Annotated in this window: 13 protein-coding genes and 1 other RNA gene; 10 read left to right on the top strand and 4 right to left on the bottom strand. The window is 47.8% G+C overall.

Features of this window, described 5'->3' with window-relative positions:
• Positions 1-420: 420 nt before the first annotated feature.
• The 7 genes from CWM47_RS19485 (at position 421) to CWM47_RS19455 (ending at position 9,000) form a co-directional block, all read left to right on the top strand.
• Entirely contained in the window at positions 421-3,618 is a 3,198-nt protein-coding gene (locus CWM47_RS19485; protein ID WP_100989885.1) for a SusC/RagA family TonB-linked outer membrane protein, read from the top strand.
• Positions 3,619-3,645: 27 nt separating this feature from the next.
• A complete protein-coding gene (locus CWM47_RS19480) occupies positions 3,646-5,292 on the top strand; it encodes a RagB/SusD family nutrient uptake outer membrane protein (protein ID WP_100989884.1) in 1,647 nt (548 codons plus the stop codon).
• 199 nt (positions 5,293-5,491) lie between these two features.
• Positions 5,492-5,976, top strand: an RNA gene (gene rnpB / locus CWM47_RS19475) — RNase P RNA component class A.
• Positions 5,977-6,132: 156 nt separating this feature from the next.
• Positions 6,133-6,882, top strand: a complete 750-nt coding sequence (locus CWM47_RS19470; RefSeq protein WP_100989883.1) for a 30S ribosomal protein S16 — start codon at positions 6,133-6,135, stop codon at positions 6,880-6,882.
• A gap of 154 nt (positions 6,883-7,036) precedes the next feature.
• Positions 7,037-7,630: a ribosome maturation factor RimM gene (gene rimM / locus CWM47_RS19465; RefSeq protein WP_100993955.1), complete on the top strand. Its 594-nt coding sequence runs from the start codon at positions 7,037-7,039 to the stop codon at positions 7,628-7,630.
• Positions 7,620-8,297, top strand: coding sequence for a tRNA (guanosine(37)-N1)-methyltransferase TrmD (gene trmD / locus CWM47_RS19460; protein ID WP_100989882.1), 678 nt, complete (start codon positions 7,620-7,622; stop codon positions 8,295-8,297). The genes rimM and trmD overlap by 11 nt, the downstream gene beginning before the upstream one ends.
• A gap of 70 nt (positions 8,298-8,367) precedes the next feature.
• Positions 8,368-9,000: an NAD(P)-dependent oxidoreductase gene (locus CWM47_RS19455; RefSeq protein WP_100989881.1), complete on the top strand. Its 633-nt coding sequence runs from the start codon at positions 8,368-8,370 to the stop codon at positions 8,998-9,000.
• A 2-nt stretch (positions 9,001-9,002) separates the two neighbouring features.
• On the opposite strand, the gene CWM47_RS19450 is transcribed toward CWM47_RS19455, so the two are convergent.
• The 4 genes from CWM47_RS19450 to CWM47_RS19435 form a co-directional block, all read right to left on the bottom strand.
• Entirely contained in the window at positions 9,003-9,374 is a 372-nt protein-coding gene (locus tag CWM47_RS19450; RefSeq protein WP_100989880.1) for a hypothetical protein, read from the bottom strand.
• Between the two features lie 9 nt (positions 9,375-9,383).
• Positions 9,384-11,651 carry a transglycosylase domain-containing protein gene (locus tag CWM47_RS19445; protein ID WP_100989879.1) on the bottom strand — a complete coding sequence of 756 codons (2,268 nt, stop codon included), beginning with the start codon at positions 11,649-11,651 and terminating at the stop codon, positions 9,384-9,386.
• Between the two features lie 134 nt (positions 11,652-11,785).
• Positions 11,786-12,238, bottom strand: a complete 453-nt coding sequence (locus CWM47_RS19440; RefSeq protein ID WP_100989878.1) for a GNAT family N-acetyltransferase — start codon at positions 12,236-12,238, stop codon at positions 11,786-11,788.
• An 80-nt stretch (positions 12,239-12,318) separates the two neighbouring features.
• Complete coding sequence (locus tag CWM47_RS19435; RefSeq protein ID WP_100989877.1) at positions 12,319-13,368, bottom strand: RluA family pseudouridine synthase; 1,050 nt, start codon at positions 13,366-13,368, stop codon at positions 12,319-12,321.
• Positions 13,369-13,440: 72 nt separating this feature from the next.
• On the opposite strand from CWM47_RS19435, the gene CWM47_RS19430 reads away from it, so the two are divergent.
• The 3 genes from CWM47_RS19430 to CWM47_RS19420 all read left to right on the top strand — a co-directional run bounded on the left by CWM47_RS19430 (position 13,441) and on the right by CWM47_RS19420 (position 16,806).
• Positions 13,441-14,358 (top strand): 1-aminocyclopropane-1-carboxylate deaminase/D-cysteine desulfhydrase, encoded by a 918-nt coding sequence (locus CWM47_RS19430; protein ID WP_100989876.1) that lies wholly within the window; start codon positions 13,441-13,443, stop codon positions 14,356-14,358.
• A gap of 103 nt (positions 14,359-14,461) precedes the next feature.
• The gene (locus CWM47_RS19425; RefSeq protein ID WP_100989875.1) at positions 14,462-15,736 is read left to right on the top strand and encodes an acyl-CoA dehydrogenase family protein; all 1,275 of its coding nucleotides are present in this window, start codon (positions 14,462-14,464) and stop codon (positions 15,734-15,736) included.
• A complete protein-coding gene (locus CWM47_RS19420; RefSeq protein WP_100989874.1) occupies positions 15,733-16,806 on the top strand; it encodes a phosphotransferase family protein in 1,074 nt (357 codons plus the stop codon). Before CWM47_RS19425 ends, CWM47_RS19420 begins: the two co-directional genes overlap by 4 nt.
• Positions 16,807-16,850 lie beyond the last annotated feature (44 nt).

The following is a 16,850-nucleotide window of genomic DNA, read 5'->3' as shown; positions in this document are numbered from 1 at the left end:
TGAACTAATATAGCCAATATTGGCTATTATACCATTTATTATGTTAAAATATCATTAAAATGACATTTAATCTTTGGTTAGGTATGAAATTGGTTATTTCAATGAGTATTTATACTTGTTCAATAGTATATTTTTATGTTTTTTAAATATCAAATAAATTGTACTATACTTATTTAACGCTGTATAGAAATTCTCTGTATTTTAATCTAATGAATTTTATCTAACTATTATAATTAGTATAAAATTCTGTTTTTAAGTTGAAGTGGCATATTATATATTAAATAATATTGATTATATAATTTATTAATAGTATGCATTAAAAAAGAATTAATTGTATTTAATGGTATATTTCTAATATAGATCTTTGGAATTGTCTGGATGAAATATACTTTTGTTCAAGTCATCTAAGCTAATCTGTATATGAGGAAAAATTTACTGTTGAGCATCCTGCTGGTATGTTCAACTTGGGCCGCTACCTGGGCTCAGGATCGAAAAATTACGGGTAAGGTGTCTTCCGCCGAAGATGGCGATGGACTACCCGGTGTGTCGGTGGTTGTAAAAGGAACCACAATAGGGTCGGTTACGGATGCCAATGGCACGTATGCTATTTCGGCCCCTGCGGCAAAGAGTACATTAATATTTTCCTTCATTGGTATGAAGACGAAGGAAGTGGAGTTGGGTGCTAATTCAGTAGTAGATGTTAAGATGGCCTCAGACACCAAACAACTTGCTGAAATTGTGGTGACGGGGGTAGGGGTTGCTACAGACAAGCGGAAAATCGCTATTTCTGTCGAATCAGTCTCCTCAAAAGATTTGCCTCAAGCGCCTTCGGCTTCGATTGATCAGGCACTTATTGGGAAAATTCCCGGTGCGCAGATTACCAGCCGGAGTGGTACGCCAGGGGCCGATGTAAATATCCTGCTGCGGGGTATTAATACCATCAACCGGGGCACTCAACCCATGATTTTGATTGATGGGATACAAATGGGCGCAACCAGCCTGCAAACCATTGACCTGAACGCTATCGAGCGCGTTGAGGTCGTACAAGGCGCGGCCGCTGCAACCATTTATGGTGCGCAGGGAGCCAACGGCGTTATCCAGTTATTTTCCAAAAAGGGGAAGAACGGGCAAATGAATATTGATATTTCGTCAAGTATTGCCCAGAACACCTACTTAAATGTGGGCGGGTTGAGCAAGGCTAAATACCATGCGTTTGTTACCGATGCCAGCAACAACATTATCGGCTCGTCGGGAAAACCGATTGTGTTCGATGCCGCAAATGGGATTTACAGCGAGAATGTGCAGTACAACTCGACAGATCCGACGGCTACCAATAGCAAGCCATACGACGCGAATCTACAATACCACGATCATTTCGACTATTTCTTCAAACCTGCCAATACGTTCAACAACAGTGTTGCGCTATCTGGTGGAGGCCCAAAGGGAGACTTTAGTGTGTCGGCGTCTAATAGCCATCAGGAAAGCAATATTCGGGATAATGGATATTTTGACCGCAGTAACCTGATGGCCAATATTGGTATGAATCTGGCAAAGGGCCTTACTCTCCGCTCCATTACGCAGTTGGCCTACACCAAGAGTACCTTAAAGACCAGCGACCGTACTATTCTGTTCAGCTTATTGAATGCCTATCCGTTAGCTGACTTTGATCTGACAACTACGGATGGGTCCATTCCTTATAACATGAACCAGACCATTGGTATCAACGCGTCGAACCCGTCTTATCGGCAGGCATATACCCGAAATAACGATAACAAGGTCGACATCATCCAGAATTTAAACCTCAATTACAAATTCCCGAAATTTGTTGAACTGGACGCAAAATATGGCCTGAATTTTCAGACCCAAAACCGTGATCTGGAGTTTCAGAACCAGGCCAACAACGCGAACATCAAGTACTGGTTAACCCAGGGAACCGCTACCTACATCTCGAACTACAACACCAACAATACGGGCGATCTGACGAAGTATGTGAACACGAAAATGTTCCAGAACTTTCTGGCTACAGCGACCGCTGTATTCGATTTAAAAGAGGATTTTGGCCTGAAAATTCCCATCAAATCAGTAACGCAGGCATCGTTCGACTGGCGCAATAGCAAGCTAAATGAATATACCAGTGCAGCTATGGGACTCCCGGCTGCCTATTCGCCATATAATGCCGCAAACACCTCGTCGTGGCGGGTTTACCGTGATTACAAAGAACCATTTATTACGTATGGGTATCTGGTCAATCAGCGGTTTGAGTATGGTGATTTTCTGGGTATTTCGGGCGGTTTCCGGAGTGACTTCTCTTCGGCCTTTGGGCAGGGGTCCAAACCATTTACATTCCCTCGTGGCGATGCCTACCTGCGCTTGTCGTCGCTGAAATTCTGGGAAAATAGCCCTGTAAATGGGTTTCTACCCGAGTTAAAACTACGAGCTGCTTACGGACAGGCAGGTATTCAACCCCAGCCTTTCGACCGGTATGTGACCATTACGCCAACCACATTGGGGACAAACACAGCCTTTTATTATGCCAATGGCCAGAGTAACCCAGCCCTGGGGGTAGAGGTATCGGAGGAACTTGAGTTAGGTACCGACATGGTATTTAGCCTGATGAAAGGGTCGAGTTGGTTAAATGCCATTGCGGTATCGGCTACCTACTGGAATCGGAAAACAAAAGATGCGATCTATCAGGTCGATGTTGCACCTTCTGTTGGCCTTGGCAAACTGACGGATAATGCCTTTACATTAGGGTCCAATGGTCTTCAAATGTCGTTGAACTCGACAGTTTATAACGGGGGTAATTTCAAATGGAATACCACCGTCAATTTTGGTAAGCAAAGCTCCAAAATTATCGCAGTTCGGGGAGATGCTCCTGTTGTGGTTACGTCCAATGCCGGTAGCACGAACTATGTGCTAAAGGCAGGTGAGAAAATCGGTCAGTTATACGGTTATAAGGTAATACACAGTGTCGATGAGGTATCTCCCTTAACCGGCACTGCGTTTATTCCGCAGGCCGATCAGGAAAGCTACACCCTGGCCAGCAACGGGATTGTTGTCAATAAATTAACGAAGCAGCCTTATTTCACAGCTGATAAATTCAGTTTCGGCGACCCAAATCCGAAGTTTAACATGTCGTTTATCAATGATTTTACCTTCAAGAACTTCCTGACGGTAGGGTTTCAGCTTGATTGGGTAAACGGCAATCACCTCTACAATCAGACTAAAGAATGGATGTATCGGGACGGTATTCACAGTGATTATGCCAATCCAATTACCATTGATGGGCAAACAGGTGCCTGGACGGCTTTTTATCGGGGTGTTTATGCCCAGCGTACCGCCAATGGTACGAAAGATTATTTCTACGAAGATGCTTCCTTCCTGCGCCTGAGAAACGTTTCTGTCGGTCTTGACTTCGCTAAACTCTTTAAGATACCAGGCACCAGAAAAGTCCAGCTTGTTCTGTCGGGACGTAACCTCTGGACATTGACCAAGTACACCGGTTTCGATCCTGAAATTAGTTCAGGAACATCAAATTCAGCCTGGGACAGAGGAACCGATCATAGCACGATGCCAAACTATAAGTCGTATCAGGCTTCGCTGAACATAGGATTTTAAGGAAACCCATCTCAAAAAACTGACCGTATGAATAAGCTAAAAATATTTGCCTTAACCCTGGCTTTCTCCGGGTTCATGGCATCCTGTAAAGAACAACTGGACGTTCAGAATCCGAACCAGCCATCGTCACCAGCCTTAAAAACCGAAACGGGTTTGATCTCCTTTGGCGAAGGATTTTATATAACCGGTTTCAAAGATGTAAAATACTATGACGGTACGCCGGGCTATTTCTGGTCGGGAGCTATTGGCAATCATGAGCTGATGGGCGATGTAATCGGGACGGATATTGCCAACGTCTTTATTAATCAGATTGGTGCCCCAAATCAGGTTACTCTCGACGACGGTACCATTCTGCTAAACCCAAACTCGCCCAATAAACAGATCGACTTTTTGCGTATCACGGCCAATGTAAACTCGACGGGTTTTCAGAACTCGACCTACTACGAGTGGGCGTATATGTACAACCTCAACAATGCTGCCAATACACTTTTGGCCAACATTGACGCCACTACGTTTTCGGGTGAAGCCGATACGAAAAAAGGAGCGTTGAAAGCCTGGGCCTACTGGTGGAAAGGGTATGCTTATTCGCGCATCGGGTCGATGTACTATGCGGGAATTATTAATGATAAAGCAAATGGCGAAGTACTAAATGGCACCAATGGTAACTATGTGACCAAGGAAGCTATTATTACCGAGGCAAATAAAAATCTGGATGAAGCCTATAAAATTCTGGGCGGCTTAACGGCCAGTGGCGATTATACAGCAACCATGCAGGGCCTGATTCCAAGCTTTAACCGGGTTGGCAAAGGAAACGTACCAACGCCAGCTATGTGGCAACGGAACATCAACACCCTGAAAGCCCGGAACATTCTGGTCAATACGCCCGTAAGCGCCATGACCGCAGCGCAATGGGCGAGTATATTGACCTTGACAAACACAGGTATCCTGGCTGCGGACAATGTATTCACCGGCCGTTCCAACGCTACCAGCGATTTCCTGTCGCCTACTGCCGGAACGGTGTCGGGTAAGACGACCGGGTCTAACAATACCTATAAAATCTCGGAACGGTTAATTCAGGAGTTTAAAACGGGTGATCTGCGTTTTTCGAACAACTTTAAGCAGAGAGCGTCGGCGTATATTGGTGAAACCTCGCGGGGAAATGCCTTTTTCACCCGTTTTGATCTGGTAAACCGGGGTGCGGCTGGTTCAGAAGGTAGCGCGTCTGTTATCTCGTATTCAAATACAAATGCGGGTGGCTACGAATTATATCTGGCAAGCTCCTACGAGGAAAACCAGTTAATGAAGGCAGAAGCCTTGATTAACACCGGTAAAATTGAGGATGGTCTTGCGCTGGTCGATGAAGTGCGTAAAGCACAGGGAGCCGGTTTGGCTGCCGTTGCCGGCACAAGTTTAACCCTGGATGCGGCTAAGGAAGAGCTACGTCGTGAACGACGGATTGGCTTATTGTTCCGTGCACTGTCATTCTACGATGCCCGTCGTTTGGGTCTGCTGGAAAATGGTCGGAAAGGGGCAGTAGCCTTAAGCCGGACGGGCGTTGTGAGTAAAAATGCAACCATCACCTATGGCTATTTAGACTATTGGGATGTGCCTGATAATGAGATTGCTTACAACCCGCCAGCCACTGGAAGCGCAGCAACAAAAAATCCAAAGTAAATCAGTCGTAATTACCTGATTTAGTCAACCAATAAAAACGCCCGGTTCATTCGCGACCGGGCGTTTTTATTGCTTTATAACAAACTCATCAAGTCAACCGAATATCCAGTACCCCAGAGTCCGAAGGACTCGAATATGGATATCCCCGAATTTTATTCGGGGAAGTACAGCCTTAGTCGTACCTTTGCTGTCCCTAAGCAACACGAGTTGGCTTATCGCGTCTGAGCAATTGGGCGAGGAAAGTCCGGGCAGCACAGGGCACCCTACTTCCTAACGGGAAGGCGGGCGGTTGGGAACGACCGTTCGACAGCCAGTGTCACAGAGAATATACCGCCATTTAGTAATGAATAATGGACAATGTAAAATAAATAGTGATGCAGGAAACTGCATTATCCATTAATTATTATCCATTATTCATTACTAGCTGGTAAGGGTGAAAAGGTGGGGTAAGAGCCTACCGCCCGATGGGCGACCAGCGGGGCAGGATAAACCTTAGGGGCTGAAAGACCAAATAAGCGTCGGACGTGGGGCGGCCCGTTCTCGTTTCAGCGTGAGCTGAATGCCGACGCGGGTAGGTCGAACGAGGTGGTCGGTGACGGCCATCCCAGATAAATGATAGGCCATTTGGTGGGGCTGCAAAGTTTCACTGGAAGACAGAACCCGGCTTATAGACTCGTGTTGTTTAGGGATTTTTTAACAGAGTTTGAGGTTTGTTATCAGAAGTTTAACGTTTTCTTAATTGACGTCAAACTTCTGATAACAAACCTCAAACTTTTTTCTTACCTTTGCGGCCACGTTTTACAAGGGGGATGCGTCTCCCGTCAAAAACAAACAAGCACAATGGCTGTTAAAATTCGTTTAGCGCGTCGTGGACGCAAGAAAATGGCGATGTATGACATCGTGATCGCAGAGTCAACCTCTCCTCGCGATGGCCGGTTTATCGAAAAAATCGGTTCGTACAACCCCAACACCGACCCTTCGACGGTCGTATTGAAGTCGGAACGGGCCGTTTATTGGCTCATGGTTGGTGCTCAGCCGACGGATACCGCTCGTTCGGTATTGTCGCACGAAGGCATCATGTATCGCAAACACCTGCAGGTAGGCGTTAACAAAGGCGCTATCACCCAGGAACAGGCCGATGAGAAATACACGACCTGGAAAGGCGAGAAAGACAACCGCAAAGCCGGTGCTGCCGACACTAAATCTCAAACCAAAGAGCAGTCTCGTGCCGCTCGTCTGGATGCTGAGAAGAAAGTGAATGAAGCCCGTGCCGAAGCTATTGCTAAGAAAAACAAGGTAGAAGAGCCTGTAGTTGAAGCTGCTCCCGTTGTTGAAGAAGCCCCTGTAGCCGAAGCCGCTCCAGTAGCTGAAGAAGCACCTGTAGTTGAAGCTGCTGCTCCGGTAGAAGCACCAGCACCCGTAGCTGAAGAAGCAGCTGCCCCAGTTGCTGAAGTTGCTCCCGTAGCTGAAGAAGTTGCTGCTCCTGTAGCTGAAACTACTCCAGTTGTTGAAGAAACTGCTGCTCCCGTAGCTGAAGTTGCTCCTGCAACAGAAGAAAAACTTGCAACGGACGCTCCGGCTGCTGAATAATTTTTCTATGGAGCCCGGTGCTCCTGCAAAAATGGTAATAAATAGCCTGTTCATCGTTGAGCAGGCTATTTTTGTACGATACGCGGCCTGGCGGTGTTCCCGTAAAAAGCCGCCTTTTGACGCTATAAGTGCGGCTTTCCAACCGCGTTACATTATGACTAAAGACGATTGTTATCAGGTAGGACATATCACCAAAACGCACGGCGTTAGTGGTGAGCTAGTACTTTTTTTGGATGTTGACAATGCGGCCGAATACGCCGACCTGGAGTCGGTGTTGCTGGAAGTGAAAGGGGATCTGATTCCGTATTTTATTGAATCGATCGCCATTGTCAAAGGCAGTCGCGCTATTATTGCTTTTGAGGATGTCGACACGATTGAGCAGGCCGAACGACTTATTAACTGTGGCGCGTTTCTGCCATTGGATGAACTGGAGCCTATTACAGACGAGACCCGATTCTATTTTCACGAAATTGTTGGTTATCAGGTTGTTGATGCTGAAGCTGGTGAGTTGGGAATTGTGCAGGGTGTATATGCCATGAACGCACAGGATCTGATCACAATGGATTATCAGGGGAAAGAAGTCCTGATTCCTATCAATAGCGACATCGTTCGGACGGTAGATCGGGCAAACCAGAAACTCAATGTGGTATTGCCCGATGGCTTACTGGAAATCTATATGGAAGAGAACAACAAGCCGGATGAAGGAGAAGAGGTAAACGGCGATAATGATACTACCGATGAGGATTGATATCATTACCTGTCTGCCCCGTCTGCTGGACAGCTTTTTTGCCCACTCGATTCTGCAACGGGCGCAACAGGGAGGCTACGTTGAGGTGGTCGTACATGACCTGCGCGATTACACCGCCGACAAGCACCGGCGAGTCGATGACTACGCGTTTGGGGGCGGGGCCGGTATGGTCATGCAAATTGAACCGATTGCCCAATGCATCCGGTCGCTACAGGAAGAGCGCACATACGACGAAGTTATCTACATGACGCCCGATGGCGAACGCCTGAATCAGCAAACGACGAATACACTTTCCTTAAGACAGAATCTTATCATTCTGTGTGGCCATTACAAAGGCGTCGATGAGCGCGTCCGGGAACTGTTCGTTACGAAAGAAATAAGTATTGGCGACTATGTACTGTCAGGTGGTGAATTGGCGGCCTGTGTTTTGTCAGATGCCATTATCCGGTTATTGCCGGGGGTTTTGAACGACGAAACATCAGCTTTGACCGACTCGTTTCAGGATAACCTCCTTGCCCCGCCAGTTTATACCCGCCCTGCCGAATTTGAAGGCCATCGGGTACCTGATATTTTACTATCGGGTCATGAAGCTAAAATTGACGAATGGCGACATGAGCAGGCACTTGAGCGAACACGAGTTCGACGCCCCGACTTGCTTGATTTATAAGGGTAACGCCGGTTAAAAAAACCGAATAGCTGGATTTGGGTTATAGACATACCCCAATCCAGTTATTTTTATGCAGTTACTAGTAGTAGGTGCCACCGGAGGTACCGGACGCCAGATCGTAGAGCAGGCTCTTGATCGAGGCCATTTTGTGACAGCCTTTGTCCGTGACCCGGCCAAACTTTCCATTCAACACCCTAATTTGACCGTCTTAACCGGCGATGTATTAAAGCCCGATACATTGTTACCCGCCATTCGACGGCAGGATGCTGTCCTGTGCTCGCTTGGGAGCCGACCGGGTCAGAAAGACGAAGCTGTGGCTGAAGGAACAAAAAATCTAATTGCGGTTATGAAGCAGGCAGGGGTTAAAAAACTTCTTGTGGTGTCGTCGCTGGGGGTGGGGACGAGTTATGAAGAAGCATCGCTTCCCAGTAAACTGTTTATCAAAACATTCTTGAGTGGTGTCATTGCCGAAAAAGAAAAGCAGGAACAATTCGTTCAGGAAAGTAACCTCGATTGGACAATTGTGCGTCCAACAATTCTGACAAATGGTGCCCTGACTGGCGAGTTGCGGCTTGGCGAACACCTGCCGTTTTCATTGTTCGCTATGCCGAGAATAAGCCGTGCCGATGTGGCAGCTTTTTTATTGGATCAACTGGATAAAGATACCTACCTACAGAAAGCCGTGACGATAACAGGACGTTAGCCCTACTTGACAGGATGTGAACTCACAATTTTACAGTCACAACGTTTGGTCCCGGCTGGTAGCGTAACGGGTTTGTCGAAATTGCTGTTGGGCGATAAGGTACGGGAGAACGTCGTGTATTTTTCTTTCAAAACCTTTCCGGCTTCATCGAATGCCACAACTTTTACCGACACATCGTTGTGCGATCGGGATGACAGGTTCGAGACAACGACATTTACCGTCGACGTTACCAATACATTTTCCAAGTCGGAGCAATCAACGGTCAGGTCAATTGTTTGTGGCGTAAGGGACGTGTTATTATATCGGGAAACGACATAAAGAATAAGGCCGCCAAATACCACGACAATGAGCAAAAGTCTAAATAGGGATTTCATACGTCAAATTTACTGATTGCCTTCCAACGCTTTTTCCGCTTCTTTTTCCCGACGTTTTCGCTCCCGTTTTTCCTGTCGTAGCTGCTTGCGGGTTTTTACGGTATCAGCAGGTGCTGGTTCACTGGGGAGTGCTTCCGGACGGTCTGGCTGAACGGTAGGCTGCTCGTCATTGCTGCGATTATCGTCTGCTTTTTTGCCTTTGAACAGTCGGCGGAAGAAATTGCCGATGCCATTTGCACCTTCCTCTTCATCTACCTCAACATCTGCCGGATCGGTCATCAGGCTATCGCCCTGAAACAGTGAATCGACTGGAGCCACTTCCCGGCGCAGACCCTGGCGCAGTCGAACGTCATAAAATCCATAGGCACCGGAGTCGGGTACAGTCAAGCCACGTCGAGCCATAATGCGGCCAATCAGCTTGAAATAGCCGCGTACATTCCGAACCTGAAGTGTGCCATCCGGAACAAACCAATTTAGTGCGGCTTTTGGGCGGGGTACAACGAAAGCGAGAAAAATACTTTCGCCTAAATTCAAATCTGCCGGGCTTTTGGCGAAGTAATAACTGGCTGCTTCACCTATGCCGTAAATGTTTTTCCCCCATTCAATGATGTTCAGATATACTTCATACATCCGCTCCTTCGAAACTATATGTTCGTTCTCGATAAGCCAGACGATCAGAATTTCTTCAATCTTTCGGGAGAGGGTTTTATTCCTACTTAGAAAGGCATTTTTAACCAACTGCATCGAAACGGTACTGGCTCCGCGCTTAAACGACTTTTCTTTGAAGTTGGTCGCAATGGATACCCGGAAGGCTTTCTCGTTGAAACCGTTGTGAGTGAAGAAGTTATAGTCTTCCGACGTCAATAAGGCGTTGCGTAAATCGGGCGAAATCTGGTTCAGCGGGGTGTAGTTCGGATTTGCAGGGCCAACCATAATATCGCGAACGGGCTTCCCTTTTTCGTAGGGTGTATAGACAAACGGCCGATTGATGGCAGAAAAATCGGTCTGGCCCATTTTAACAATGCGGAAGTTTTCCTGCGTCAGACCAGAGTTAAACTTTACCGAATCAGGTAGTGCGGTATCAAACTGAAAAGCCAGATCGTATTTGAGTTTACCAGACACCTGCATACCTTCCAGCGATTCAAAAAGCCCCTGTGGAAAGGAGTTGAAAATGGATTGAGCGTCTAATTGATCTGTATGCAGTTGAACGTCGAACTGCTTTCCCTGCCCGGTCGAGGATGTTTTATCGGGAAGCGTATATTTTACAAATGGCCGGGCGCTTATTTCGCCAAGGTGTAGGGTTGACGAGCTATCAACACCCACGTAGTTTTCGCCCACAAACAGATTGGCATCTATCGCAGCCCGGCTAACAAGTACATCTGTTCGGGCAATGGCCGGATGATTAATTCGCAAATTTCTAACGGAACCAGCCCCTTCGAGCCGGAATTCCCCCCGCGAGCGATCCACATCCCGAAGTTCAGCCCGTAATGTGTCGGCCTGTACTTTAAGGTTGTATTTTTTTTGAATGTAAGGTAACTCAATGGGTCTTGGACGACCATTTTGCCCTTCAGCATATAAGGCCAGATTATACTCCCGGTCGCCGGGATCAGCAGTTCCCGATACATGCCAGGTTGCCTGATTGCCATTCAGCTTGATCGTTGACGAAACGTTCTCGTTCTTGATGACGGCCGTTTGGGTAAGCAGATTGATCGTGTCATTGCCAACATCAACCCCCCTGAACTCCAGGTTATTGATATTGAGATCATCGGGGATTTTTGATAGAATATTATCGATCAGGTTTTCGGCCACATCAGCCAGATTTGTCCGTCGACTCGTTTCTGATGGCGTACTTTCCACCGCTGTCGAATCGCGTTTCCGGTGCAGCAGGAAATCAATATTTGAAAGGGAGTCGCGTTTGATTACCTGAATCAACCCATTTTCGAGGGTCATACCCGAGAGGCCAATTTTGCCTGCGAGCAACGGCCAGAAACGTACGTCCAGTTCAACCCGCTGGATATGGGCCAAACTATCACGCTGCTCCGGCACCACCGAAATATCGGTAAAGGCCAGTGAGCTTAGTCCAGTAAATTTTGCGGAGCCAATTTTAACGTCGAGGTTATAATCTCGTTTTGCTTTACGAATACCCCGTTCCAGCGCAGTTTTTAACAGGCTTTCCCGCTTGGAATAGGCAACGCCAGCACCCACGAGAGCCAGCAAAAAAATACTTAAAAACACCCACCCTGCTATGCGGATGGCTTTCCGTTGACGATACGTCATGCTTAATGTCTATGCTCGAAACGCAAAGATAAGGAATTGGGGGGAGGAAAGGGAGAAAGTGAACGTAAGTGGCATAAGTGAATAAGTACTTATTACACCCACCACACTCATTCTACTTACGTTCACTTTTTCCACTAAAAATCCAGGTGGCAATTTGTCCAGCCATCGTCGAAACGGGTGCCAAACTGTTTGTAAAAGCCAATAGCGGGTTCATTCCAGTCAAGTACCTGCCACATCATACCCGTGCATTTTGTTTCACGAGCCATTTCGATGGTAGCATCAAGCAGCAATTTGCCAACACCATAGCCACGGAATGCTTCTGTCACGATGATGTCTTCCAGATATAGACGTTTGCCTTTCCAGGTCGAGTACCGGAAAAAATACAAGGCCATTCCAACAATTTTTTGACTGTCGGAATCTTCGGCCATGATCATCCCAAAGAGGGGGTTCGGACCAAAACCGTCAACGGCCATTTGTTCGACAGTATTGGTGACCTGATCGGCGGCTCGCTCATAAATAGCCAGTTCGGTCACTAAATCGTAAGCTTCGGGTATGTCTTCGAGGGTGCCAGGACGAATTGAAATCATAGAACAGGAGTGAGTTGTGAACGGGATTGGATTATTAAATTAGGTGGTTTATTAAGCAAAAAGTCTAACGTACTACTTTATCAATCATTTGAACCGGCTGCCCGACTTGCCATTTTGTTCCGCCATTTAGTAAGGGCGGCCTGGAAATCGTCCGGCAATTCAGAATCGAACTGGAGCCATTCTTTGGTGCGCGGGTGTGTGAAACCCAGCGATTTGGCGTGTAATGCCTGACGGGGTAATAATTTAAAGGCATTTTCGACAAAGGCTTTGTAACTACCAACGGGAGTGCCGCGCTGGATTCGGTCACCGCCATACATTGCATCATTGAACAATGGATTGCCTACGTGTTTGAAATGTGCCCGGATTTGGTGCGTGCGGCCGGTTTCCAGTTTACATTGGACCAGAGCAACATAGCCAAGTTCCTCCAGTGTTGTGTAATGCGTAATGGCCCATTTGCCTTTCGATTCGTCATCATAAATCGCCTGCACTTTACGATCTTTGATTGACCGGCCAATGAAGCCTGTGATCGTGCCATTCAGCGGATTCGGAACACCCCAGGTAAGGGCATTGTAAGTGCGTTCAATACTGTGCTCAAAGAATTGCCGGGCGAGGTAGGTCATGGCAAATTCCGTTTTGGCAATTACCATAAGTCCCGATGTATCTTTGTCGATCCTGTGGACTAAACCAGGCCTGATTTCGCCGTTTCGCGAGGTGGGCAGGTTCTGGAAATGGTAAACAAGTGCATTCACCAGCGTACCGTCCCAGTTTCCATGAGCGGGGTGAACAACCATACCGGCTACTTTATTGATTACCAGCAGGTCATCATCCTCAAACACAATGTTGATGGGAATATTTTCGGGCTTGACATCGGTTTCGCGGGGGGGATGGGCAAGCGAAACGGTGATAATGTCCAACGGCCTGATTTTATAGCTGGCTTTGGTCGGTTTGTCGTTGACACGTACCGATTCTGCATCGATAGCGGCCTGAAGTTTAGTACGCGTGGCATTCTGCAATCGATCCATCAAGAAGCGATCAATGCGCAACGGGCTTTGGCCTTTGTCCACCACAATACGGTGGTGTTCGTATAATTCGTCGTCTTCTGGTAATTCGTCTTCCGTTTCCGCTAGCATTGTTATACCTAAAAAACCTATAAGGTCTCAAAAAGCTTATAGGTTTGTAATGAATTTACAAAAATACGCATTATGGGCGAACTTGCCCGGCAACTTGCCGAATTGGTGAGTAACTCGCCACTTGAGCCACTCATCGACCCCTTCCCTGAATCGGTAGCCATCAACTTGTTGCTGAAGCGTGACGATTTGCTGCATCCGTTGGTATCGGGCAACAAGTGGCGCAAACTAAAATACAACCTACTTGCCGCTCGAGAACAGGGGTTTACAACCTTGCTGACGTTTGGCGGGGCTTATTCAAATCACCTTTTTGCCCTGGCTGCGGCTGGCAAGACGTTTGGTTTTCGAACCATAGGCGTTGTGCGGGGGAATGAACTAGCCGGAAAGCCACTAAACGAAACGCTGACTTTTTGCCAACAGAGCGGTATGCAGTTGCACTTCGTGAGTCGGGAAGCGTATCGACAAAAAGAAACACCAGCGTTTCTTGCGGAGTTGACTGCTCGAATTGGGCCTTGTTATATTGTGCCCGAAGGCGGAACGAATGAACTAGCTATTAAAGGCACTGCCGAAATCATTCTCGAAATAACGACCCAATTGGGTTATGCGCCCGATTATGTGTGTTGTGCCGTTGGAACGGGCGGCACTGTGGCGGGGTTGGCACAATCGGCTTCAGCACAGACGAGTGTGCTGGGCTTTGTTGTGTTGAAAGTACCCGACAGCCTCTGGCTGTCGACCTTGTTCCCGCCGACAGCCAGAGGCTGTCGGGTACATGACTATCATTTCGGCGGGTACGCCAAAACCACCTCCGACTTGTTGAATTTCATCAGGGGCTTTGAACAGAAAACGGGCGTATTGCTGGAGCAGGTTTACACCGGTAAAATGCTTTACGGAATCTATGACCTCGCCCGAAAAGGGTACTTTCCAGCGGGTGCAACCGTTGTGGCGGTGCATACAGGCGGCTTGCAGGGGCGAAGTGCGGAACTGGACAAATAAGCCAGTGAAGAATGAAAAGTGAATAAGTCAACTCATTTTCGATACGTGCTATTTTGGTGTGAAAAAATACCATAATTTGCCCAGCTCTATACGAGATTATATTATGGATACGATTTTCACTACCGAACGCGTCAGGCCGTTGCTTGCACGGGTTCGCGAATTTGTCGAAACGGAATTGATTCCGCTCGAAGTTGGCTTTTCTCATAATAAACTAACCGATCTGATACCGGTTCTTGACCAGAAACGAACGCTTGTAAAAGCTGTTGGTTTGTGGGGGTTGCATCTGTCCGAACAGGATGGCGGGCATGGCCTTACCCTCTGCGAGTTCGGGCAAATAAGTGAAGCACTGGCTCATGCGCCCTTTTTTGGTCATTATGTATTTGGCTGTCAGGCTCCCGATATTGGCAACACCGAGCTGCTTCACAAGTTCGCATCCAGCGAGTTGAAAGAGCGGTACTTAAAACCACTCATGGCGGGCGAAATCCGGTCCTGTTTTTCGATGACCGAACCCGAATTTGCCGGTTCAAATCCCACCCGCATGGCTACACTGGCTGTACGGGATGGCGATGACTATGTTATTAATGGCCGCAAATGGTTCACCTCATCGGCAGATGGGTCGACGTTTGCGGTGGTGATGGCGGTGACTAATCCCGACGCGGTTCCCCATCAGCGTGCCAGCATGATAATTGTCCCTACCGATACACCGGGTTTCACTATAGAGCGCAACATTCCGGTGTTTGGCGAAGCGGGTGAGGGCTGGTTCAGCCATGCCGAAGTGACCTATACAAATTGCCGGGTGCCGCTCTCAAATGTCATTGCGGGCGAAGGCATGGGCTTTCGGCTGGCTCAGGAGCGACTTGGGCCTGGACGCGTTCATCACTGCATGCGGTGGGTTGGTAATGCCGAAAAAGCGTTTGACCTTATGTGCAAACGCGCTGTTTCGCGCGAAATTGAAGACGGCGTCATGCTGGGCGAAAAGCAGTTTATTCAGGATTTTATCTCCGAAAGCCGGGCCGAAATAGATGCCTGTCGGTTATATGTGCTGAACACGGCCCACATGATAGACACAGTTGGTGTAAGCAACGTGCGTGATGCCGTATCTGCCATTAAATTCTATGTTGCCAATGCATTTCTACGCGTTCTCGACCGGGCCATTCAGGTGCATGGAGCGTTGGGTGTTACAGATGATACCGTTCTATCGGCAATGTACCGCCACGAACGGGGAGCGCGTATCTGGGATGGGGCCGATGAGGTTCATAAACAGAACATGGCGATCAGTATCCTGAAAAAATATGGATTAGATATTAAGCAGAAAGCACGGGAGTTGCGGCAATTCCGCCAGATGATGGAGAGAGAGAAAATGCTGAATGATTTATGATGACTCCAGATTTGCCTCGTGCTGTTCGGTCGGGCGAAGAACTAGATTTGACGGCCCTGAATGAGTTTCTTCAGACGAATGCGTCTGACGTTGGCCAAGTGCTGGATGTGCGGCAGTTTGCAGGTGGATTTTCAAATCTGACCTATCTGCTCAAAACTGCCGACCGGGAGTTTGTACTCCGTCGCCCCCCGTTTGGGGCCAACATCAAAGGCGGTCACGACATGGGGCGGGAGTTCAGGGTATTGTCACTCCTAAGAGGGCAGTATGATAAGACTCCCGAACCGGTTGTTTACTGCGAAACCTCCGATCCGCTGGGCGCACCGTTTTACATTATGACGCGGGTGAATGGCGTTATTCTGCGGGCGTCGATGGCTCCTGCGCTGAATCTCACTCCCGAACGGATGCGGCAGTTATCCGAAGCATTGATAGACAATCTGGTGGCTATTCATGGCCTGAACATTATGGCAACCGGTCTTATCCAGTTAGGTAAACCGGAAGGCTATGTGCAGCGGCAGGTGGAGGGCTGGATAAAACGCTATCGTGCCGCCGAAACCGATAAAATACCGTCCATGGACAAGGCCGGGATTTGGCTACAGGAAAACTACCTCATCGAACAGGCACCTGCTTTTTTGCACAACGATTACAAATTCGACAATGTTGTGCTGGCTTCCGACGAAACGACAAATGAACCACTGCCAGTTATAAAAGGTGTTTTGGATTGGGAAATGTCGACGGTTGGTGACCCGCTCATGGATTTAGGGGCTACATTGGCTTATTGGTCCGAAGCGGGTGATAGTCCGGCCTATAGAAATTTCAACCTGACCTGGCTTCCGGGAAATTTGACCCGGCAGGAAGTCGTAAGCCGATACACCGAAAAAAGCGGTCGTGACCTGAGCAATATCCTGTTCTATTATGTATTCGGGCTTTACAAAAACGCTGTAATTGCCCAGCAAATTTATGATCGCTGGAAACAGGGACATAGTCAGGATGCGCGATTTGGGCACTTATTGCCAATGATTATCGAGCTTGCTGGGAAAGCCGATTCGGCAATAGAAAGTGGGGAGTTGTGAGGACTAACTATTTTTTGTAGTCCATCAATAAATCATCGAAAGCT

This window comes from Spirosoma pollinicola, from assembly GCF_002831565.1.
GTDB classification, from domain to species: Bacteria; Bacteroidota; Bacteroidia; order Cytophagales; family Spirosomataceae; genus Spirosoma; species Spirosoma pollinicola.
Note: the sequence above shows the minus strand (reverse complement) of the source record. Positions and strands in the feature narration are given on the sequence as shown.